This is a genomic window from Novosphingobium sp. BL-S-34 (assembly GCF_056857015.1).
Genome location: NZ_JBXEPV010000003.1, coordinates 541,232 through 561,358, shown reverse-complemented (window position 1 = coordinate 561,358; position 20,127 = coordinate 541,232). Strand labels below are relative to the sequence as shown.

The window sequence follows — 20,127 nt, the reverse complement described above, 5'->3', positions numbered from 1 at the left end:
GATTTATATATTCTTTTTTTTAGCGGCCTAGTATTTACGACTCATCTTGAAAATCGTTCCAAAACCCCCATATCCGAAACATCGCCATTTCCTTTTTTGAGCAAGAGGCGACCGAGAGTTGAGTGCTCCCGCTCAAGCGGTGACTCCAATGACCAGCAAATCTAGAAACCAAAGCAGCCCCTTTTCAGCTTTTTTTTCGGCAAGCGATGAGGCTGAGCAATTCGTACGCGCTCCCCGAGAGAAGGACGCTGAGTTAGTGAAATCGCCTGTTTGCGGCGCTAATGCCCAGCCAAGTGAAGAAACCACACTGGAGCGTCGCGTACTTGCTCATGAACGAATCCTACAAGCGCTTATCTGCGACTTGGCTGACGATGACCCTGCAATCTTCGAGCGATTAAACGCTCGCTTCGGAAATGGACATGATCTTGGAACTTACGAGCAAGATCACGTAACAACAGGCCACTACTGCGAACATTTCCTCCGTAGTATCGAACAGCGTCATGCGGCGCGACGTATGTCCGTACCTGACGTCGTCTCAGCTTCGAAGTCACATAACGTCGCCCGCTTGAACAATCACGGCGCGCTACAAATACCTTCGGATGGCAATCAGTGGGAGCGGTGGGAGAATGAGGGCGGCTCCTTCACTCTTTCTTTGACGCCCCCAAGAAAGGCCTGTTTCAGTATTTTCCGAGCTGAACGCGTCATGCTAACTTCTACCCGGCTCGCTGGGGGTGATTGGCGATGGAACCTCCGGGCGAGTAACGGCGTATTGATAGCCCAAGGGTCTGGCTTTCGGACTGAAACAGAGTGTCTAACAGCAGTGAAATTTCTAAAAGAGAACAGTCAAAACGCCAATATCTTCATCGACTGATTTCTCGAATATTAGTTAACATCTGCAGCATCTGCTCTTGGTCATCGAACGCTTTGGCTGGGCGGGCATACTGTTCTAACTCGATCCGGCCACTGAGGGTGGCCGACCGGCTACGGCGCCGGCGCGTTCGATAGAGGTGACTTCGAGCGCCTGGCGGCGATCTTGGCCGGCGCGCGCGGTAACTTCCTTCTCTCGATTCAAATACGTTGGCGGTGCGCGAGATCTTCTCGGCATTCGAGATCAGGGACATTTAGACGACGAGGACGATCTCGAGCGAGGCGAAGAAGTCAATGAGCTGATCATCGGCAATTTTGCGCCTGTTTGGCAGAGAAACCGAAGGGGCCGGGGAAGCGGGGCGGAATGGCACGGCCGTAGGGCAAATGTTCAGGCACAGGGCCATGCAATTGCCGGCTCTTCGAAACCTTCCTGCATGAAATCTGCCGGAGGATTGGGTCCGATAGAAACATCAGGGAACTGCAGAAGGGTCTACCCTGCGCTCGCCGTCTATTGACTTGCGCGCTCCGTTTAACCCCTTGATCGTTCGGCCTTCCACGCAATATTCCGGGCAGAGGCTTGCCTCGAACTGCGCATTTCAAATCGGTTCCGGTGCCCGGATCATAGCTTTACGGGAACCGTTGTTGAGGCTGGTGCGATATTCAAGGATAGAACCGTATCATCAAATCAGCAAAGGAGAGGATCATGAGCATCGAAGGCAAGGCAAAAGAAGCCGCCGGTTACGTCAAGGAAGAGCTCAACGAGCATGGCAAGTCCCCTGAGAGCCAGAAGAAGGCGCAGGAAGGCCGCGATCTTCGCAACGAAGGGCGCATCGAGGACGGCAAGGCTCCCAAGGGCTCGCAGCCCGGCACTGGAAATTAAAGACAATCTCCGCTTCGGCGGAGGTTTCTTCTATAGAAAAGGATCATGCCGCAAGCGGCATGATCCTTTTCCGTTTTTAGCGGCACCGACAGATAGGGGGGCATCAGGCCGCACGGGCGTCTGGTAAGGCCGCTTCTGCGACAAACAATCGTGCGGCCGCTCAAACGCACTGCCTGTGCGGCGGACGGAAGAGGGCTGCGGCCTCGAACTCTCGCCCAACCTGGTTTCTGGGAATGGAACCGGGCTCTTCGCCGTGCACCGCTGACTATGGCCAACAGGCCCGGTTTCGTAGGCACTGGCGGCAGCTCAGCATCGGCGCGCTTTATTCTCGGAACAGCGCCCTAATGTTAGAGCCGCTTCTAGGAACGGTCAGTTCCCCCGGTAGGTCGAATACCCATAAGGGCTCACCGCCACTGGCACATGATAGTGGGCGGCTGCATCCGTAACGCGAAACACGACGTCGATTTCCGGAAAGAACGGCTCTGCGCCTGCGGTCCTATAGCCCCGCATATCGAACTGGAGCTTGTAGACGCCCGGTGCGAACTGCTCTTTGTCGCCAAAGGAACGCACCCTGCCATCGCTGTCCGTTTTTGCCTTACAAGCTTCGACCCATGTCCCCTGCCGATCGGAGCGATAGAGCACGACTGGTACATCCGCGCCCCCTGCCCCGCGGGTCAAGTCCAGAATGTGCGTCGAAATTTCGGCGGCGAGCCCCGGCAATGGTGTCAGTGCTGCTCCCATGATCAGGACTGAAAATAGGGCTTTCATTATTCGCGATCCTTTTTGTTCTCAGCAGGCACTGGCGCATCAAGCTCGAAAGCGGTTCGCGGTCAGCTGTCACTATCATGCACGTCATCTTCCAGCGGCGCTGACAAAGCCCATCCTGGCCTATCGGCGGCGCGGTATCCGCTGTTCCTGTGTCCCAAAACTTCCTGCGTGCCCATCCTCGCCCATTGTTTCTGCAGTATGGAGCTACTCAGACTGCTTCAAGCTATTCGATGTTCGCCGTCTGCAGGGCAGCCCCTGTGTCAAATATGTCTTGGCAAAAACTTACACCATCAAGGAGGCCGTGGCCTTAGCGCTTCCCACGACCCCTGGAATGCCGGCACCGGGGTGGGTGCCAGCTCCCACCAGATAGAGGTTGGGAAAGTGATCGTCCCGGTTGTGACCGCGAAACCAGGCGCTTTGGGTCAGGATCGGTTCCAAGCTGAAAGCACTTCCCATATGCGCTCCCAAGTCATCGCGGAAGTCGCAGGGGGTATAATGGAAGCAGAGCTCAATCCGCTGATCGATGTCGGGAATGAGAGTGGCCCGCAAGCGATCGATGATGATACGGCGGTACTCGTCTCCTTCAAGACTCCAGTCGATTGGCGCGGATCCCAGATGCGGCACCGGCGCAAGCGCGTACAGCGCGGATTTGCCGGCAGGAGCAAGACTTTCGTCACTGGCCCCCGGATTGTGCAGATAGATCGATGGGTCCTGCGGAACTTTGCCCTGGCAGTAAATGTCCTTCAGCAAGGGGCCGTAGCGATCCGAGAACAGGATCGAATGGTGCGCAATGTGGGGAAACGTTCCTTTTAGCCCCAGGTGGACGACAAAGAGGCTCGGCGAAAAACGCTTGCGCTTGAGGGATTTCACCCGGCGAGCGGCGTAGCTGGAATCTGCGATCAATGCGTAAGTGCCCACCACATCGCCGTTGCTGGCGATCTGGTCTGCTTCGAAGCAGCGCCCGGACTTGGTAACTACACCGGTGACGCGGCCGCCCGAATGCGTGATGGTGTCCACCTTCTCGTTCAGCACCAGCCTCCCCCCTAGCTTTTCAAAGAGCACTGCGAGCGCGTCGATAAGCGCATTGGTACCTCCCTGCGCGCACCAGACGCCCCCCAGCTTTTCCAGGTGATGGATGAGGGCATAAACGCTGCTTGTCGTCATGGGATTGCCGCCGACGAGAAGGGTATGAAACGAAAGGGCCTGGCGCAGCTTTTCGTCATGAACCAAGCTGGAAACTGCCGAATATACCGAACGCCACGCCTGATAACGGGCAAGTGCGGGGGCTGCCTCAATCATGCTCTTGAAACTCAGGAACGGGACCGTTCCAAGCTTTACGTAAGCTTCGTCGTAAACGGCGCGCGAATAGGCAAGAAAGTGCTGGTATCCTGCAACGTCATTGGGATTCAGCTTGGCTATTTCGGCATCTAGAGCAGCTTGATCGCTGGAATAGTCGAAGCAGGTCCCATCGTTCCAGATCAACCGGTAGAACGGGTCGACGGGCCGCAGGACCACGTCATCGCTCATTGAGCGGCCCGACAACGCCCATAATTCGGCCAGGCACGACGGATCGGTTATGACAGTGGGGCCTGCATCGAAGGTGTACCCATCCTGTTTCCAGCAGTAAGCCCTGCCCCCTGGCCGGTCCCGCGCTTCCACGATTGTGGTTGCGATGCCGGCACTCTGAAGCCGGATCGCCAGCGCCAAGCCGCCGAAACCGGATCCTATGACAATAGCTGAAGTCGCAGCAGGCATTAATGAATCCGCCGTATTCTTTTCGATTGCCAGGCAGCGCTACGCAGCTGCATGCATTCGGCAACCTGTCCAAAAGGGAGGGTGGAAACACTTTGAAAAAGCAGGGATCATAAATTGTGATAGGATCGAAAAATGCCAGCTGACCAGCACGACGAGATCTCGAAAGGCCTCGCCGGCGCTCCGCGTACCGTGCTGCTTGCAAATCCCCGCGGCTTCTGCGCGGGCGTTAGGCGAGCGATCGCAGCTGTAGAAGATGCAATCGCAACATACGGACCGCCTGTTTACGTTCGCCGCGCCATCGTTCACAACCGGCAGGTCGTGGAGCGACTGGAGCGAAGGGGCGCCATCTTCGTGCAGGGCATCAGCGCCATCCCGGAAGGTGCGGTGACTGTCCTTTCCGCGCACGGCAGTGCTCAGGGCGTCAAGGATGAAGCGCAAAGGCGCAGGCTGCGCGTTGTCGATGCTGTTTGTCCGCTGGTCGCCAAAATCCATTCCGAAGTAGCGCTCTGGCACCGCCTGGGACGGCATATCGTTCTTGTCGGCCATCTTGGACATCCTGAAATAACCGGAACCTTGGGGCAAGTGCCGGCAGGGTCGATATCGGTCGTGGCGACACCGCAGGAAGTCGAAGCCTTGTTGCTGGAGAAGGATACTGCAATCGCTTACGCTATCCAGACTACCTTCTCGGTCTCGGATGCCGCGGAAATTGTCGGTGCCATCAAACTGCGCTTTGCCGACTGCCAAGGCCCGCGGTCGAGCGACATTTGCTATGCCACGACCAACCGGCAAGCCGCCGTCGTGCAAATCGCATCGCGCTGCGATATCATGCTCATCGTGGGAGACCGGACCTCTTCGAATGCCCGGCGTCTTACCGAGACAGCCAGAGGGGCTGGCGCAAAACAATCCTATCTAATCGAAGACGCAGCCGATCTCACCGGTCAGATGATCGATGCTGCTACTGTGGTGGGGCTGAGCGCGGCCGCTTCGGCGCCTGAGGAGGCCATCACGCAGGTCTGCAGTTGGCTTGAGGCAAAGGGCTTCTCGCTGGTGGAAACGCCCGGCGTTGAGGAGCATATACGCTTCAAGCCTGTCTCCCTGGCTTCGCTGGAGACGGACGTGACCAAATCTTTCGCTGGCGCATTCGCCGCGGCGCGAAAGCAAATCGACGCGGTCCTCGAGGATGCGATAGGCCGCGCTCCCGGGCGCAGCCCCAGGCTCGCTGAGGCCATGCGGCTGGCGGCGATGGGAGGCGGCAAGCGTTTTCGAGCCATGCTCATTCTGACGGTTACGCAAATGCTAGGCGGATCGCGCGAGCAGGCACTGCGCGCCGGTGCCGCTATCGAATGCGTCCATGCGCAGTCACTGGTTCACGACGATCTTCCCTGCATGGACGACGACGATTTTCGAAGAGGACGGCCGACCCTGCACCGCCGCTTCGACGAGGCTACCGCCGTTCTGGCCGGCGATGCCCTGCTTGCGCTTGCCTTCGAGACATTGGCCGATCCAAGAACGCACGAAGATGGCGCCGTGCGCGCCGGTCTGGTCCTCTCACTCAGCCGCGCCATCGGGCAGGATGGCCTAGCCGGAGGCCAGATGATGGATCTCTATCCTGGCGGGACGATCAGCCGGAAGCAGCTTACCGAGTGCCAGTCCCGCAAGACCGGCGCCCTCTTTCGGTTTGCAGTAGAGGCAGGAACGGCTCTGGCGGGCTGCGGGGAGGAGGAGCGTCGACGCCTCGACTCATTCGCGCAAAACCTGGGAGTTTTGTTCCAGTTGCAGGACGATATTCTCGATGAGACCGGCGAACCTGCTGTTGCCGGAAAGGCCTTGCACAAGGATGCGGCAAGGGGACGGCAAAATGCCATGTCGGTAATGGGTTTGGAGGGGGCCGCCTGCGAAGCCGAACGGTTGCTAACACAATGCGCGGAGGCTTTGGCTCCATTTGGCCCCGCGGCAGCGCCGCTTCTTGAAATTGCCCGATTTGCCGCGCGGCGCGATCACTAGCTCACTTAACTATCCGATTGCGGGGGATCCCCTGCTCAAGCGTTCCGATTGATCGCAATTTTTTCGAGCCGGCAGGTAATTTTACCGGACGGGAAGATGCTCTAGCAGCCTGCCTCCACAGCGATGCGGATAGCTTCGGCGGCAGTGCGAACGTCTAGCGCTCGCAACATGGCGGCGCGGTGCATCTTGATTGTACGCTCCGTCAATTGCAGATCAAACGCTATCTGCTTGTTGAGTTGGCCTCGCGCCAAAGCTTCCAAGATCTGCCGCTGGCGAGGCGACAAGCTTTCCATCAGGTCCCGCGCTCGCTCCAATCGGCTGCCACTTGTACCGTCGATGGCCATCTGAGAGCCCAGGAAGTACTGCAAATTTCCCGATGCATCGAATAGCGGCGCAACCATGACCGCATTGCAGAAGGCAGACCCATCCTTCCGATAGTTCGTGAGTTCGACCATTACCGGGCGGTGGGCCGCTATCGCATCACGCAAGCGCTGGGTTTGTTCAGCCTCGGTGCCAGCGCCCCTCAAAAAGCGGCAGTTGCGGCCCACAACCTCCTGGCGGCCATAGCCCGTCAAATCCAGGAAAGCCGCATTGCAAGCCACGATCGGATTGTCCGTCAGGCGGGGATCACTGACCACTGCCGCCACCCGGCTGTTCGATATAAGAAAATTCGGATCCATAGCCTCGGGCAACATCTTTCGCTTCACATTAGGCCATATCGCAATGGGCATCAGGGAAACCTAGAAGAAGACCTGCAGTTTCCCTCGGATTTCCTAGGAAGATCCTTGTCCCTACGCCATCGCGAAAAGCTGCGAAACAATCATCGCCTCGCAATGCCTTGCGCGACATGGGACCGCCAGACTGTTGAAGACCAAGCCGCCACCATCGAACAAGCCAGCCGGTTTCTGGCGGACCTCGATCCAGGTTAACTTTTGCCAATTCGCCCGCCGCGCCGGCCCTCTTCTTGCGGACGCGATCGTGGGCATGGATGCGAACCGTCTTGCTTCGAGGCCCTCCCGTTGGCTCGCGGATATCCCTGCAGGCCTTGAAAAAAATGCGAGACGTCTCCACTTGCCGGTCCTGGCGCTGGGAGCTGCGGCAACAAAAGCCGAGATTTATTGGACCAGGCTGGCCGCCGGGCGCCGCCCGAAAAAGCACCAAATCTGGACATGCGATTCTGACTTCGCCATAGGCGCGGCATGGACAACGATATAACATTGATCATTTCGCAGGTCTTGGAACGGACACCCCAATGGATCCGTCACGATCTCGAGGCGAAAGACCCTGCAATTCGTATTCGCGCTGAAGAAACGCTTGCCGCGATGATCGCCAGAGCCCTGGAAGACCGTGCTTCGGATGCCGAAGCGAACCGCGCAGCCGAGTAGGCAAATACGCTTTCTCGCTGGAGCGACAGCGGGTCCGCTTACCATGCCTGTTCACCGCCAGCTATCAATTCGGCCTACAAAGCGGCTCGCGGGCGGCCTTTCGTCCGAGGAAGCCCTGGGCGAAAAAGCCAAGGCATGATCATTGTTCCTTGTGAATGAAAGCCGTCGTGTACATGCACACGCAGTACGGGATGGACAGCAAGACCGCTACCGCCCAGAACGGCAGCGCGGCTATGAACCTAAGCGCCGAACCCACGGCGGCGATCTCCCAGCTAGCCAATAGGTTTTAAACTGGCTGAAATTGCCTTGGTCCCTGGGACATTATCATGACCCACAAAATGAAACCGACGATGCTTTGTTCGAGAGAACAATAGCGGACAGTTGCCCGGCTATAGCCTCCACGCGAAATCCTGCTCGAAGCGAGGCTGCCGCGATGCCCTCACGCTTAACAAAGATCGGCGGCGACGCCTGCAGGCCGCAGGTCAACAGGAAATTTCAAATTCGCCAGGCCGGCTGCCACGGTATCCGGCGCCTATCGGTCGTTGTCGGCGCCGCGCCGAGCTTGGCGCCGAGCAATGACACCGCCGGCAACGAGACAAATGATAAGAATAGCCGGAATTTTTACCAGCCATAGCTGATCGTCGCTATTAAGCTGCCAGGGGTAGCCATGGCAACCATCGGCGCTCGGCGCGTAGCCGCACGCAAGACTGGTCAGAAAACCGTAACCCAAGACTGCGCAGCCTGCCACGAAGGTGGCGGCGGCAAAGAGAAGGTACGACAACATTTTCACAGCTTCGTCCTTTCCGCGATTACCGCTGCAACGCTCAAGCTAATAGAATGCGAGACAAGGGTTCAGTTCGTCTGGCCGGGCGTTTGAGACCAGCACGTCCTCGTATTTGCCGGCATTCAGCGAGGCGGCGGCTCTTTTTGCGCTCACGCCGCACCGCCAATGCAGAGACAAACGTGAACCTTTTCGATCTTCGCGGGCGGCAAAATCGTGTCCTGTCTGACCGGTGCGATCAGGAACGTAAAGCCGGGTAGCAAGGCCGGGTTCCCTGATCGCGGGCTCTTCAAGCAATGATTAGGGGAAACCTGCGGACGCCACTTTGGCGCTTGAAAACTCGGTGCTGCGCAAATTTGGCACTCTTGTGCCTGAAAATCATTTTGAATCCATCCAGTACAGATGGACCGATGCCGGTCGCCTTGCGCTGCCCTGGGTTCTTCAGAACGATCATTCAAAGCCGGGCGAGGCTCGAGGCCAGGTCGCTTTGTTTGAAAGGTTTGGTCAACCGCGCAACGTCCGGCGGAAGGCCGATGCTATTGGCGTAGCCGGAAATAACGAGAATGCGGATGTGGGACAGCGCGTCCCTTATTCTATCGGCAAGATCGGTACCCGTAATGCTTGGCATGAGATGATCCGTGCCTGCAAGTCGATACTCTGATCTTCGTTCAGCATCCGCACGGCATCTTCGCCCGATGCCGCATCCACGACGCGGTACCCAAGCTCGATCAACATGTTGGCCGAGCTTGCCCTCACAAGGTCTTCATCGTCGACCACCCATGACTTCGTGTCTCAATCGCCGGCAAACGATCGACAAGCTGCCGAGACTGTTCCATTGATCGGGCAAGCTGCGTGACCTCTATGCCCGTCGCTTTGAGCAAGGTGGCAGGACCGTAACACTGAAGCAAAGCTGCAGCTACTGACGCGCGCCCGACTTAAGCTTGTCCGCCTGCTGTTTTAGAGCATCTGCCTGCGTCTTTGCGGCAGCCCGGAGTTCATCCGCCTGGTGCTCTAGTTTTTTGGCATCCGCGTCCGCCTTGGCCCGCAGAGCGCGGCCCTGATCTTCAAGAGCATCCGCCTGGGATTTCCTGGCCTTGCTCTCCGCGCGATTTATACGGTCTTCCGCCGCTCCGGCGCGCTCAGCCGGGCCATCCCCCTCGTACACTTGCCCAGCAGCTTTGGCAGCCTGCTCATCTTTTGTAGCCCCGGCCTTTTTTTGCGGACCATCGCATGCAGCGCAGGCCAGCGCCACCACGAGGACGGTCGTAAGGTACATCGTTTTCATGAATGATGAACATCTCATGGCCTCGCCCGTTCCTTGGACAGAACGAAATAAGGCTCTGAGGCGTAATTTATGGAATCAGGCACGTGAGCACTTGCCGCCCCCTGGCGTCCCCTCTCACTTTCATACATTTCTTATCGCGCAGATTTGCAGCTGCCACTGCCAGGCTCGCCGAAATTTCCGTCGAACAACCACACGCTGCGCGGGCAAATCTTTTGGCAACTGCGAGTCTGGCCGGCTTATCTCCGCAAGTTCTACCGAGCATTGCGGAGCTATTGGAACGGCAGGCTACTTCGCCGTTTCCAGGACGACATGGTGAGCCAGAAGATGGAGCATGGCAGTGCCATGGCGGCCAACCAGGTGGGTCGGTTCGCGTGAGCTAAAGCCGGTAGGTAATGACGAGGGCTCGGTCACGAAGAACTCAATGAGCGGATGGAACAAGAACCCCGCGCCTCAGCGCTTAAAAGCACAGGCCTTGGCCTTGCCGGAAGCAAGCAGTCTATCTTTGTGGGTTTCGGAAAAGTGAGTACGGCGATTCCAAAAAACGGTCGCAAAAGCGTTGAAAGATACGCCGCACTCAAAGACCCCCTATCAATCATACCACCGGTTTGAAAGTAAAATGGTTGGAAAACGAAACCCATGGAAGATTGAGCCATCGGCGCGACGTACCCAGAAGATAAGGATTCGCTGAAAAGACGCGGTCCTTTTGCCCGCCGCCCCGCGCTCTCTGCCGTTTATTGCCTGCCTGTACGCTGGCTTGTCCCTGCCTTGCCAGGCTGGGCAGGTCGTACAAGGCAAACAAAACAACGCGAGAATCAAAATTGGGGGCCTGCCGCGCAGCCGGGAGTAATCCCACGAGTGAATGACCGCTTGAGGACGACTGGCCGGACAGCGCCTACTTCGTGTTCGTTTGGCTGTATGATGAGCAACGATGACCTTGGGATCGTGCCAAGCTATTTGGGAAGTTGTCTCGATCACAGGACTACCTATTGTTATTTATTGTGACGACACTTCATTTTCGATAGACTGCCGGCTTCACGGGGGTGGAGCTGAGCATGCAAAAGATGTTCCGCTGGCCGGCGGCAGTTCGGCTCTTGCCTGCTGCCGCCGGTCTTTCGTACCCACCGGTTCTCAGTGAATCCCGGCGCTTTTGTGTCGCCGGTTACCGCGCGGTTTTTCGCTTTTCATCGCAGGTGCCCTCTTCCGAAAGATGGCGCACAGCCTCGATCAACTGAGGCACTAGGTCGCGGACGAGCACATGGTCTGCGGGAGTGCCGCCACGGAAAATTGCCAGCCGGTGCAGCAGCTGCGCATGTTCGATAAGTTCGCCATAGGTCATATTCACTGATAAGCGCCTCCACGCCGCATCACTGGAGATCAGCAAAATCGCAAAAAGCCGCTTCTCAAACGCGGCAGTTTTTCACCCAAGACAAAACAATGGTCTCGACAAGAACCAAACTACTGATCCGAAAAAAGCAGATTGCGCCGCCAGCGCCTACGCCTCTCGAGATTGAACGCGTGCCGCTTGTTTGCGGAAATGCGCCTCGCTTTGCTCGGCTTGTTCGATTTTTCGCCGGTGGATGCCTTTCAGAAAGTCAACCGGTTCAAGTGCGAGATTGATCCGGTGTGGTTCGGCCTGCCAGCCGGCCTCCTCCGCCGATTGGTCGTACGCGTGGGCCGTTCCCGATTCCGCTGAATTGCTCTTGGTCCGGGCAATTCCACAAACGTCTGGGCCTAGCAACGCCAAGCATTCGGATCCGTACCACAAATCCAAGTATGGGGTCATCCTCGGATCACAAACGGGCAACCAATTCGAAGTCTTGCGAGCGTCTTCCGGCAGCTGCGAACGCGCTACCCACGGCCGGCTGCGCTCTACAGACTACGCGAGAAACGGCACGGCGGACTTTTGTAAAAGTCCGCTGCCCCGTTGGAACAGGAAAATACTTAGGAGCGATTGGGGCAGTTTCCGTTGGCGCAAAGGGGGCTCTTTCCGATGTCGCTTGAGACAATGGCGCCGAGCTCTCGATCGGAGGCTGCTCGGTTTGAACCGCCACTGCTAGGCGACGCACCCATTAACCATGGCGCCGCTGAGATTGGCCGTACTTATCTCGGTAGAATTGTATCCTAGATACGAGCAAGCCCCTGAGACCGGATCGCTCAACGCTGCGCTGCCACGTCACGAATTCTTCGATCGTAAGACTGTACCGCTCGCATGCCTCGGGCATAGTTAGCAATCCTCCGTCGACTGCAGCTACGACTTCCGCTTTCCGGCGGACAACCCAACGGGCATTCTTGGGAGGAAGCGTATTAAGGGTCAGAGGTTCACCTAACGGTCCGATAACACTTTCCGGGCGACCATTTTTCAATTCGGTGATTATCATCTCAATCTCTAAGCAGGCGGGGTCGTCAAAACGCTTTCGAGCTCAATAGCTGATCATTGTTAAGATATTGTATGAATTTGATGGTCTTGGCCATATTGCCGCACTTCCCAGTTGTTCACTCCCTCCTGCGCCTAACGGTTTTCAAGAGCCGGGCATGTCGAGATGTACCATCCGCACGGCAGGCTATGCATTCGATTGCGCGCATGAGCATGGGCTAGCGATCTCTTGCCGCCAAACAATCAAGTTTCGCTTTGACCGAACGCACACGGCGGCTCGGCTGCCGCCACTTCTCCCGTTCGCATTCCTCCATGCTTGAGGATCGCAGGGCGGCACGCTCGTCGCAGGGAACAATCAGCCGATCACAGCCTTCACGATTGAACAAGACGCAGCACGCTGCAGTTCGTGCGCCGTGGCAGAGGAAAGGAATAGGACGATGCCGCAAAGCCAAACAGGACCGGATGAGCCAAGCACCAAGCGGAAGAGCAAAGCCGGATTGGTCGTGGTGGCCGCAGTCGTAACGATGATTGTGGCTATATTCGTGGGGTACAACATTTCCCATGTCGACGAGATGAACAAGGAAAAGACTGGCGCTCAACAGCGCAAAGGCCTGATTGGAGACTGACCCGTCTGAAGTTACCCTCTTCGTCACCTTATCAGGCCAAGGCTAGGCTAGGAGGCGGATTGTCTCTCGATACCCGCGCCGCCCGGCTCCGTTGGCCGAGCGTAATTCCTTGAACGATACGCAGTGGTGACTGCCATCGGACAAGCCGGCAAAACACGCGCCGATGTTTGGTTCATCTCCTTGTACGATGAACTTCCCTCAGCCGTTACGCCTTAATCGTGTGCTAGATCTAAGGCGGCGGCATCTTGCCTTTTTCGCATATCGCCCTTCGCCAGAGTTTGCCAAATTCTCTCGCAGGACCCTGAAGGCATCACCCCCAGCAAAGCAAGCGGTGGCATCCTTTTGGTAAAGCGAAGACCTGCCGCGCAAATCACAGCACCCTGCACGCATCTGCACACAATCTTCCCGCGGTTCATGGTTTGGATGGCCGTAGCGGCAAAAGCTCAAGCTGATTTCGCAATACGCGATGTCCAATCGCCCATCATTCATCCTGCCCCAACGCGTCAAACGGATGCTTTTGATTTCGCTCGTCCCCCGAACCCAAGTGTCACATGAATGCCACATAGATTTTATGATCGCTTTGACGCTGGAACTCTCCTGCCAGCAAATCACTTTTGAACGCGAAATGGACAGAACTTCAGACAAGCGCCCAAATTCGATATGTAAATAAATCTTGATGAAACGGGCGATATCGGCGCTGAAGATTATACCATTGTAGTATTATTTTTTATAGATATTTCTTTTACAGGACAAAACCAAATGATTAAGAAAGCCATCTTTGCTGTAGCGCTTGTTGCAGGCATGCCGGCGATTGCACACGCTCAGGACACCACTACGTCGTCTGAAACCGCGACTGCCCCAGATGGAACTCCGGCTTTCGGTATTGAACCGTATATCGGTGTGATGGGCGGTTACGATAGCTACGATCGCCGAAGCGAATTCGGCTCCCCGCGTGGGGGCAAAATGAACGGCGGACTGGTTCAGGGTGTTGCAGGTATCAACGTGCCCTTGGGTCCCGTCTTCGTGGGCGCTGAAGGTAACGTTGCGAAGGGCTTCAACGACATTGACTGGGAGTACGGCGTGAAGGGCCGCCTTGGCGCCCGTGCGGGCGACAGCGGCATGGTCTACGCGTCGGCCGGATACGAATGGGTCAATGGCCGCAGGGCCTATGCAGATCACAGCGACTGGATTTACGGCGTAGGTGTGGAAGTTGGCCCCAAGGACATCGGCTTGGGCGGCGTCACTGGAAACAGCGGTGTGCGCCTTCGCCTCGAGGTAGACACCTACGACTTCGACAGCATTCGCCCTATGGCCGGCGTGATCATGCATTTCTAAATTGAATTGAACGTTTGATCGGGTTTCTCGGTCTTTCGAAATGCCGCCCTGTTTCCGCGAAGAAGGTCTCTTCTCAGCGTGGAGCAGGGCTTGGCATTTTAAACCTGCGGCCGCAGCATCGCTGTCCACGCACAATGTGGTGTGGAGTGAAATGCCCTATCGCGGTCAGCGGCTCCTTTATTCTTCCAGTCCACCATCGGCTTCGCTGCTTCCGCAGCAAAGATTAATGCATGCGCCCTCATCGCAAATAGAAGCGTCCGGCCCTGAAAGACAGCTCGCGCAGTTATCTCCACGGCATCCGCGAAAATCCGGCGATCTTTGGGGTAGGTTTGCCTCCTTCGTATCTTGGACTTGTGCCGCACCGCAGTGGAGACCCTGCTCCGCAACGGGAACGTTCGTCTACCCCTGCCCGCTCGGGATCATGATCCTGATTATCGTTTTCGTCAGTTGGATCTCCCCTGGCCTCAGATACAAGGTGACCCCTTCGATAGGATGCCTGCTCCTCTGTTTTTTGGTTAGCTGATACCTGAGAGAACGGCGCCATGGTGCAATAGTCGCACATGCCCCTAACTCTATAGTTCAGTTATAGATGTAAGACACCGCCCGGTACTCCCCCGTCAGCTTGCCAGGTCTCAGGCTCTACAATTGGAGCCCGTTCATTTTTTTAGAGGCTGGGGACAGAACAGCCGATTGCAAGCGCGGTCCCGACGTACATAGTCGATTTTCGACATGAGGCGACCCATCTCGCATTCACAAGGGCTCGATTGTGTCCACTCTCCTGGAGGGTCGCGGGGGCAGCTTCCGATCACTACACGGCATCCGCAGGTAAGCAGGATCACCTGAGTTCCCGGATCCCGCGGCATAATGGCAGTCAGCGGCATGGATCAAGCGACAGCGCGTGCTCTAAAAGAAAAGGAGGCCCGCTCCGATAATCGCGAAACCCACAAGTCCGCCGATAATTCGGATCCATCTATAGAATAAACCGTCCGATAATATGCTGGCGATGACCAGCAAAAAGCCGCTTATAAGCAGGGTGACAAGCGGCTGAGACGTTGCTGGGTCCATTACGCAGAAACTGCAAGAATACCCGGGTCCAGCAATAACTTATGTTATAGAACGGCGGTCTGGCCTGCCAAGTTCCTATCGCCGCGATTGCTAATGATCGGCCATAGACCAGCGGAAGCAAAGCGATAGGCCTGATCCGCCACATTTGTCTGCCGTAAGGGAACTGACAAATCCGGGTAACAAGCGGCGCACCCCACAGATCATTGTCCGAAGCGAGACGCCCGGATCTGTAACACTCTCTCGGGCTTTGTCTCGCAATGCGATCTCACGCGGGGGTCGTGTCCCGAGAGGTGGTGTAGCTTTTCTGGACCACCTTGCTTTTCGGCCTCAGCCTGAGCCGATCATGAGCCGGGTACTGCCGACAGCATGACAATGGGATTGTCGCTGAGCGGGGCCATCGTTTCAAGCGTCATGTACCGCGCGCGCTGGACGGCCCATTCGTCGGACTGTTCCATGAGGATGGCTCCGACGAGGCGGGTGATGGCGGCTTCGTTCGGGAAGATCCCAACGACCTCGGTCCGCCGTTTGATTTCGCCATTAAGGCGCTCGATGGGGTTTGTGCTGTGTAGTTTGGCGCGATGCTCGCGCGGGAATGTCATGTAGGCCAACACATCGGGCTCAGCGTCGTCCATCAGCGTGGCTAGCTTGGGCAGTTTGGGCCGCACTTGGTCGGCGATCGAACGCCACTGCTGGCTCGCAGCTTCTGGAGTTTCCTGGGCGAAGGCGGTGGCGATGAAGGCGGAGACGACGCGCCTGCCGCTCTTGCCGGCATGGGCGAGTGCATTGCGCATGAAGTGGACGCGGCAGCGCTGCCAGGTCGCGCACAGCAGTTTGGAGACCGCCGCCTTAATGCCTTCGTGCGCATCGGAGATGACCAGCTTAACACCGCGCAGTCCTCGGCGCGTCAGTTTGCGCAGGAAGGCGGTCCAGAACGGCTCGGCCTCGGAAGGACCGATATCCATGCCTAGCACCTCGCGGCGGCCATCGCTGTTGACGCCCACCGCGACGATCACCGCCACCGAGACGATACGCCCGTTCTGCCGGACTTTCACGTAGGTGGCGTCGATCTATAGGTACGGCCAGTCGCCTTCGATTGGGCGCTCGAGGAAGGCACCGACCTTCTCGTCGAGTTCCTCGCACAGCCGGCTGACCTGGCTCTTCGAGATCCCATCCATACCCAGCGCCTTTACCAGGTCATCTACCGAGCGGGTGGAGATGCCCTGGATATACGCTCACATGACGAGGACGTCGGTCAAGGTTTAATGTCGTGACAGCATTGGCCGTCTCCTTGGCAATCGGATCCAGGCTTTGCCCGTTGTATGACGCGGACCGACGAATCGACCCATATCCAGCTCACATGCGGTCGCCGTCCGGAACGGCTGCACCATTATCCCGCTTACGGCGGGACGGGCTGAGGTAAGCGAGACCAGTCTTCCTGGCGGCGGTGAACGCCAACTTATATCTCGGTTCGCTTCCTGGATCCGCGGAGCTGATCAGGCTCCAGGGATTGGTGTAGGGTGTTGCGTCAGGCGGCCTTCACTATGGCTCCCTCGATCACCACGCCCGCAGTCGCATATTTCCACAAGGCGACGAGGAGCTTGCGGGCGAGTGCTACAATCGTCGGCTTTTTGAGACGGCCGCCGTTGTGTTGCACGCGTTCATGGAACCAGCGCGCAAGCGCGGAGTCCGGCTGGTATCGCAGCCAGAGCCAAGACAACTCGACCATGGTCGATCGCAGCCGAGCATTCCCGGTCTTGGAGACGCCCTGCTCGCGTCGGATTGATCCGCTCTGCCATGGTGTGGGCGCCAAGCCAGCATAGGCAGCAAGCTGTCGTCGATTGTCAAAATGCCGGAATAGACCTTCCGAACACAGAACGGCGGCGAACTCCGGTCCGATGCCCTTGACGTGCATGAGCATCGTGACCGGAGTGTCGGTTGCTTCCTCTTTGATCAAAGCATCGCGTTCCACCTCGACGGCTTTGATCTGTTGCATGATCAGCTCGAGGCGATCGAGTTCGCGGTGAATCTGCCCTTCGACATGCCGAGCGAGGGGCCGGCCATCGCCCGTTTGCATATCCTTGAGCCGATCGCGTCGATCGCGACGCATCGGCTCGTAACCCGTGATGCCTTGCGTAAAGAGCAGACCTTTGATCCGATTGACGTGGCAGGTGCGCTCGTTGATCAGAACCTTGCGCTCACGACAGACGCGGCGCCGGTCCTCCTCTTCCACACTCGGCGGCCGAACCATCGCGCACACCCGTGGTTCGCCTCTCTTATACGCGAGCAAGGCGCGCACCAGCGCTTCGCCGTCGATCTTGTCGGTCTTCGCTCTCCGCCGTCGCCGTGACGTCGCGATTGATGCGGGATCGACGACATGGCTTTCGATGCCCTCCCGTTCGAGTACGCGGTGAATCCAGAATCCGTCGAGACCGGCCTCTTGGATGACGATTACGCCAAAATCCTGGCCAGTCCTCTGGGCCGCCTTCGTGCGAAGCTGCGTGAACCGGTCCATCAGGCCGGCGATGTCGCCAGCGCGCACGACATGTTTCGACATCCGCTCGCTAGCACCTGGTGACAGCGACGTGATTAGCCACGTCGATTTACTCAGTTCCATCGAAACGAAGATGGCGCCAAGATCAATACGGATAGCGGCCGGCGCATGGGGTCGATCAGTTGTAGCTGCAAGCATGGTTGCCTCCACGGAGTTAGGGTCAGCAACCGCACTCTGCCAGAGCGCCAGCCGCTATCCACCTCTCGCCATGGGATCTTCCTGGATCACTGCGGTCAGCGCCCGCTCGGCCATGCGACGGGGTTCGAGGAAGCCGGGGAAGTAGCTTCCCTTCCTGAGCTTGGGGATGCGTAGTTCGACCGTCCCCGCTCGCGTCTGCCAGTCGCGCTCGCGGTAGCCGTTGCGCTGGACCAGCCTCGCCGCAGATTTCTCGCCGTGGCCGGCTCCGGTCAGGTTGCCGACTTCCATCTCCATCAGCCGCTCGGCGGCAAACGAAATCATCTCGCGCAGAATATCTGCATCAGGGGCCTTCTCTACCAGCGAACGCAAGTGCATCATCGGATCGGTCATCGTGATTCCTTCCGTCAGGTTTGAGCTTCACAACCCAAACCTACCCGAAAATCACGGTGACCACCTCAGCCTTCACCTACACCACGTCCTGGGACACGATCCACGCGGGCCCCACGGGTGTAAGTTCTCGACCCGGTTAAACGGGGTCAGGTTACCACCGATCCATCACATGGCCGGACCTGCTCCATGGTCATGGAAACCGGCAGACCAGGAAGCGCTTCGAGATTTGTTCCGGCCCCAGGGCCGTCTATAACGCGGTAGGTGAATGCAGGTTCCCTATGCGGCATTACCATTTGAATTTGCGCCAGGCCCCAGGATAGATCGAATATCGGTGCTTTCATCTGTGCTTGGTGTCCATATGGCATGAGGATGAGGTCCCGCGGAAACTGCCGCAGACCGTGGGAATACGCATGACGGGGTCGCAAGTTTCGCAGAAAAAGCCGAAAGCAGGGATTTGGACCGGTCCAGCCCTTCAGTCGAAGGTTATGGCCACTGGGCGATGTTAAAGTTCGCGCTTACCACCCGTCCGCGATCGACGCGTTTGCCTCCGAAAAGACAGTCTTTTATGATAAGCACTCTCGCTTGCCATCATTTTACCCTATGCGCGTCAAGGCGTTCGATTTGACGCGGTGAATGCACCGCGGCTGGGAAATGCAAGGTGACTTGAGAAAGAAGGATTACCAGGCGCTGGGATGCTGTGTCTCTCTCAGAGTCATGTATCAGATGATGCCATTTACCGGCTTGTGGATGAATGGCTTGCTGGGGCGCTTGGGTCGCAATGGCTATGAAGGCCGAAGCAAAGGGCGGGTGCATGCCAGATCGTTGCGCATAGCCGTCGCCGCGACGCCGGCCTCCCCCATCGCATGACTGATTTGATCCAGCCCCTTTGCAACATCTCCAGCAGCATAAAGACCAGGTATAGTCGTTCGCTGATGAGGATCCACGATGATGCAACCTTCCGGACTCGTTTCGCGCCCAGAAGAACAGCGAGCTCGGATCTGATGACGGAGCCAAGCGCCGGGTAGACAGCATCAAAAGCGAAATCACCTTCGGGTATAGAAACGGCAAGCTGCTGATTTCTTATGCCGAATGCCAAGCACGGCCCTTCATGAAGAGCGATATTGGCATTCTCCAGCGTTTTACGCTGCTCTGCGGTCAGATCATGCGCGCCATCTAAGGAGATCAGGCTGACATCGCTAGAGTACATCCGGAGGAAAACTGCTTCCTTCACGCCGCGTTCCCCCGTACCGATTACGGCTATTCTCCGGTCTGTAACTTCATAACCATCGCATATGGGACAATAACGAAGCAGTCCTAGAGCCAGAGCCTCGTCGTGAAGCTTCTTGGGCATATTGGGGCAGTTATTTACCACGCCTGTTGCCAAGAGAACAGATCGTGCGCTCCAACGGTTATCGCTGCTCCGTGCGACAAAGAGATCCTTCTCTCGGCGCAAATCCTCGACAATGCCTTTGACGAAGTGAGTCCCGAATTCACTCGCCTGCGCCTGCATTCGTTCAAGCAAATCTGAGCCGGCGATCCCACCAGGAAAGCCTGCATGATTTCGTGTGCGCGGGATCAGTGCAGCACGGCTGTCATTGCCGTGGACAACTTCAACCGTGAGGTGAAACCGGGCAAGATAGATAGCCGCGGTAAGTCCCGCAGGGACCGCTCCAATCACAAGGCAATCAAGAGGTGCTGTCATGTTAAGCACAAGACAATCGGTACCATCCGGTTCCAATTTGCGACGGAGAGAAGGTCTCGAGTGGACGCTAACATGTCCGTCTTTCCCGAGTGGATTATCTCGAACGTATCCGCAATGCCCCAAAGAGCCTTTGCGTCATAACCCTGATATCGTGAAAGGGGTTATGAGATCAGATCGGGAGACATATGCCCCCGTCGGCCGGTCTGGTCTCACAACCAGTC

Annotated in this window: 15 protein-coding genes and 3 pseudogenes; 8 read left to right on the top strand and 10 right to left on the bottom strand. The window is 57.3% G+C overall.

Annotated features, from left to right (window positions below):
- Window positions 1-148 precede the first annotated feature (148 nt).
- Window positions 149-871: a YegP family protein gene (locus tag AC1VV3_RS25350; RefSeq protein ID WP_482963233.1), complete on the top strand. Its 723-nt coding sequence runs from the start codon at window positions 149-151 to the stop codon at window positions 869-871.
- Window positions 872-1,570: 699 nt separating this feature from the next.
- Window positions 1,571-1,747 carry a hypothetical protein gene (locus tag AC1VV3_RS25345; RefSeq protein ID WP_165921562.1) on the top strand — a complete coding sequence of 59 codons (177 nt, stop codon included), beginning with the start codon at window positions 1,571-1,573 and terminating at the stop codon, window positions 1,745-1,747.
- A 369-nt stretch (window positions 1,748-2,116) separates the two neighbouring features.
- On the opposite strand, the gene uraH is transcribed toward AC1VV3_RS25345, so the two are convergent.
- Window positions 2,117-2,515: a hydroxyisourate hydrolase gene (uraH, locus tag AC1VV3_RS25340; protein WP_132270120.1), complete on the bottom strand. Its 399-nt coding sequence runs from the start codon at window positions 2,513-2,515 to the stop codon at window positions 2,117-2,119.
- A gap of 282 nt (window positions 2,516-2,797) precedes the next feature.
- Complete coding sequence (locus tag AC1VV3_RS25335; protein WP_482963232.1) at window positions 2,798-4,270, bottom strand: phytoene desaturase; 1,473 nt, start codon at window positions 4,268-4,270, stop codon at window positions 2,798-2,800.
- A gap of 132 nt (window positions 4,271-4,402) precedes the next feature.
- Between AC1VV3_RS25335 and ispH the strand changes: the two genes are divergently transcribed.
- The gene (ispH, locus tag AC1VV3_RS25330) at window positions 4,403-6,274 is read left to right on the top strand and encodes a 4-hydroxy-3-methylbut-2-enyl diphosphate reductase (RefSeq protein ID WP_482963231.1); all 1,872 of its coding nucleotides are present in this window, start codon (window positions 4,403-4,405) and stop codon (window positions 6,272-6,274) included.
- Between the two features lie 101 nt (window positions 6,275-6,375).
- Here the strand turns inward: ispH and AC1VV3_RS25325 are convergent, their stop codons facing one another.
- Window positions 6,376-6,954: a PAS domain-containing protein gene (locus AC1VV3_RS25325; protein WP_465128861.1), complete on the bottom strand. Its 579-nt coding sequence runs from the start codon at window positions 6,952-6,954 to the stop codon at window positions 6,376-6,378.
- 519 nt (window positions 6,955-7,473) lie between these two features.
- Here AC1VV3_RS25325 and AC1VV3_RS25320 point away from each other — a divergent pair.
- The 3 genes from AC1VV3_RS25320 to AC1VV3_RS25310 all read left to right on the top strand — a co-directional run bounded on the left by AC1VV3_RS25320 (window position 7,474) and on the right by AC1VV3_RS25310 (window position 9,101).
- The gene (locus AC1VV3_RS25320; RefSeq protein ID WP_132270126.1) at window positions 7,474-7,659 is read left to right on the top strand and encodes a DUF6771 family protein; all 186 of its coding nucleotides are present in this window, start codon (window positions 7,474-7,476) and stop codon (window positions 7,657-7,659) included.
- Window positions 7,660-8,326: 667 nt separating this feature from the next.
- On the top strand, window positions 8,327-8,536 hold the full coding sequence (locus AC1VV3_RS25315; protein WP_465128519.1) for a hypothetical protein: 210 nt from the start codon (window positions 8,327-8,329) through the stop codon (window positions 8,534-8,536).
- Window positions 8,537-8,765: 229 nt separating this feature from the next.
- A complete protein-coding gene (locus AC1VV3_RS25310; protein WP_482963230.1) occupies window positions 8,766-9,101 on the top strand; it encodes a hypothetical protein in 336 nt (111 codons plus the stop codon).
- Window positions 9,102-9,356: 255 nt separating this feature from the next.
- On the opposite strand, the gene AC1VV3_RS25305 is transcribed toward AC1VV3_RS25310, so the two are convergent.
- The 3 genes from AC1VV3_RS25305 to sciP all read right to left on the bottom strand — a co-directional run bounded on the left by AC1VV3_RS25305 (window position 9,357) and on the right by sciP (window position 12,103).
- Window positions 9,357-9,725, bottom strand: a complete 369-nt coding sequence (locus AC1VV3_RS25305) for a hypothetical protein (RefSeq protein ID WP_132270128.1) — start codon at window positions 9,723-9,725, stop codon at window positions 9,357-9,359.
- 1,159 nt (window positions 9,726-10,884) lie between these two features.
- Entirely contained in the window at window positions 10,885-11,067 is a 183-nt protein-coding gene (locus AC1VV3_RS25300; protein ID WP_482963229.1) for a hypothetical protein, read from the bottom strand.
- A gap of 727 nt (window positions 11,068-11,794) precedes the next feature.
- Window positions 11,795-12,103, bottom strand: coding sequence for a CtrA inhibitor SciP (gene sciP / locus AC1VV3_RS25295; RefSeq protein ID WP_132270138.1), 309 nt, complete (start codon window positions 12,101-12,103; stop codon window positions 11,795-11,797).
- Between the two features lie 409 nt (window positions 12,104-12,512).
- Between sciP and AC1VV3_RS25290 the strand changes: the two genes are divergently transcribed.
- Together AC1VV3_RS25290 and AC1VV3_RS25285 are read left to right on the top strand one after the other, a co-directional pair.
- A complete protein-coding gene (locus AC1VV3_RS25290; RefSeq protein ID WP_482963228.1) occupies window positions 12,513-12,725 on the top strand; it encodes a hypothetical protein in 213 nt (70 codons plus the stop codon).
- Between the two features lie 762 nt (window positions 12,726-13,487).
- Window positions 13,488-14,060 carry an opacity protein gene (locus AC1VV3_RS25285; RefSeq protein ID WP_465128862.1) on the top strand — a complete coding sequence of 191 codons (573 nt, stop codon included), beginning with the start codon at window positions 13,488-13,490 and terminating at the stop codon, window positions 14,058-14,060.
- A gap of 1,406 nt (window positions 14,061-15,466) precedes the next feature.
- On the opposite strand, the pseudogene AC1VV3_RS25280 reads toward AC1VV3_RS25285, so the two are convergent.
- The 4 genes and pseudogenes from AC1VV3_RS25280 to AC1VV3_RS25265 form a co-directional block, all read right to left on the bottom strand.
- Window positions 15,467-16,357 (bottom strand): annotated as a pseudogene (locus AC1VV3_RS25280) (IS256 family transposase); the annotation flags it as partial.
- A 293-nt stretch (window positions 16,358-16,650) separates the two neighbouring features.
- Window positions 16,651-17,814 carry an IS110 family RNA-guided transposase gene (locus AC1VV3_RS25275; protein ID WP_465128521.1) on the bottom strand — a complete coding sequence of 388 codons (1,164 nt, stop codon included), beginning with the start codon at window positions 17,812-17,814 and terminating at the stop codon, window positions 16,651-16,653.
- Between the two features lie 78 nt (window positions 17,815-17,892).
- A pseudogene (locus tag AC1VV3_RS25270) lies at window positions 17,893-18,204 on the bottom strand (transposase); the annotation flags it as partial.
- Window positions 18,205-18,986: 782 nt separating this feature from the next.
- A pseudogene (locus tag AC1VV3_RS25265) lies at window positions 18,987-19,906 on the bottom strand (NAD(P)/FAD-dependent oxidoreductase).
- Window positions 19,907-20,127: the final 221 nt, after the last annotated feature.

Coding starts and splice junctions, on each gene's coding strand:
- AC1VV3_RS25325 (WP_465128861.1), bottom strand. CDS start 6,954: ATGGATCCGAATTTTCTTATATCGAACAGCCGGGTGGCGGCAGTGGTC.
- ispH (WP_482963231.1), top strand. CDS start 4,403: ATGCCAGCTGACCAGCACGACGAGATCTCGAAAGGCCTCGCCGGCGCT.
- AC1VV3_RS25350 (WP_482963233.1), top strand. CDS start 149: ATGACCAGCAAATCTAGAAACCAAAGCAGCCCCTTTTCAGCTTTTTTT.
- AC1VV3_RS25345 (WP_165921562.1), top strand. CDS start 1,571: ATGAGCATCGAAGGCAAGGCAAAAGAAGCCGCCGGTTACGTCAAGGAA.
- AC1VV3_RS25335 (WP_482963232.1), bottom strand. CDS start 4,270: ATGCCTGCTGCGACTTCAGCTATTGTCATAGGATCCGGTTTCGGCGGC.
- AC1VV3_RS25275 (WP_465128521.1), bottom strand. CDS start 17,814: ATGCTTGCAGCTACAACTGATCGACCCCATGCGCCGGCCGCTATCCGT.
- AC1VV3_RS25305 (WP_132270128.1), bottom strand. CDS start 9,725: ATGAAAACGATGTACCTTACGACCGTCCTCGTGGTGGCGCTGGCCTGC.
- sciP (WP_132270138.1), bottom strand. CDS start 12,103: ATGATAATCACCGAATTGAAAAATGGTCGCCCGGAAAGTGTTATCGGA.
- AC1VV3_RS25320 (WP_132270126.1), top strand. CDS start 7,474: ATGGACAACGATATAACATTGATCATTTCGCAGGTCTTGGAACGGACA.
- uraH (WP_132270120.1), bottom strand. CDS start 2,515: ATGAAAGCCCTATTTTCAGTCCTGATCATGGGAGCAGCACTGACACCA.
- AC1VV3_RS25315 (WP_465128519.1), top strand. CDS start 8,327: ATGGCAACCATCGGCGCTCGGCGCGTAGCCGCACGCAAGACTGGTCAG.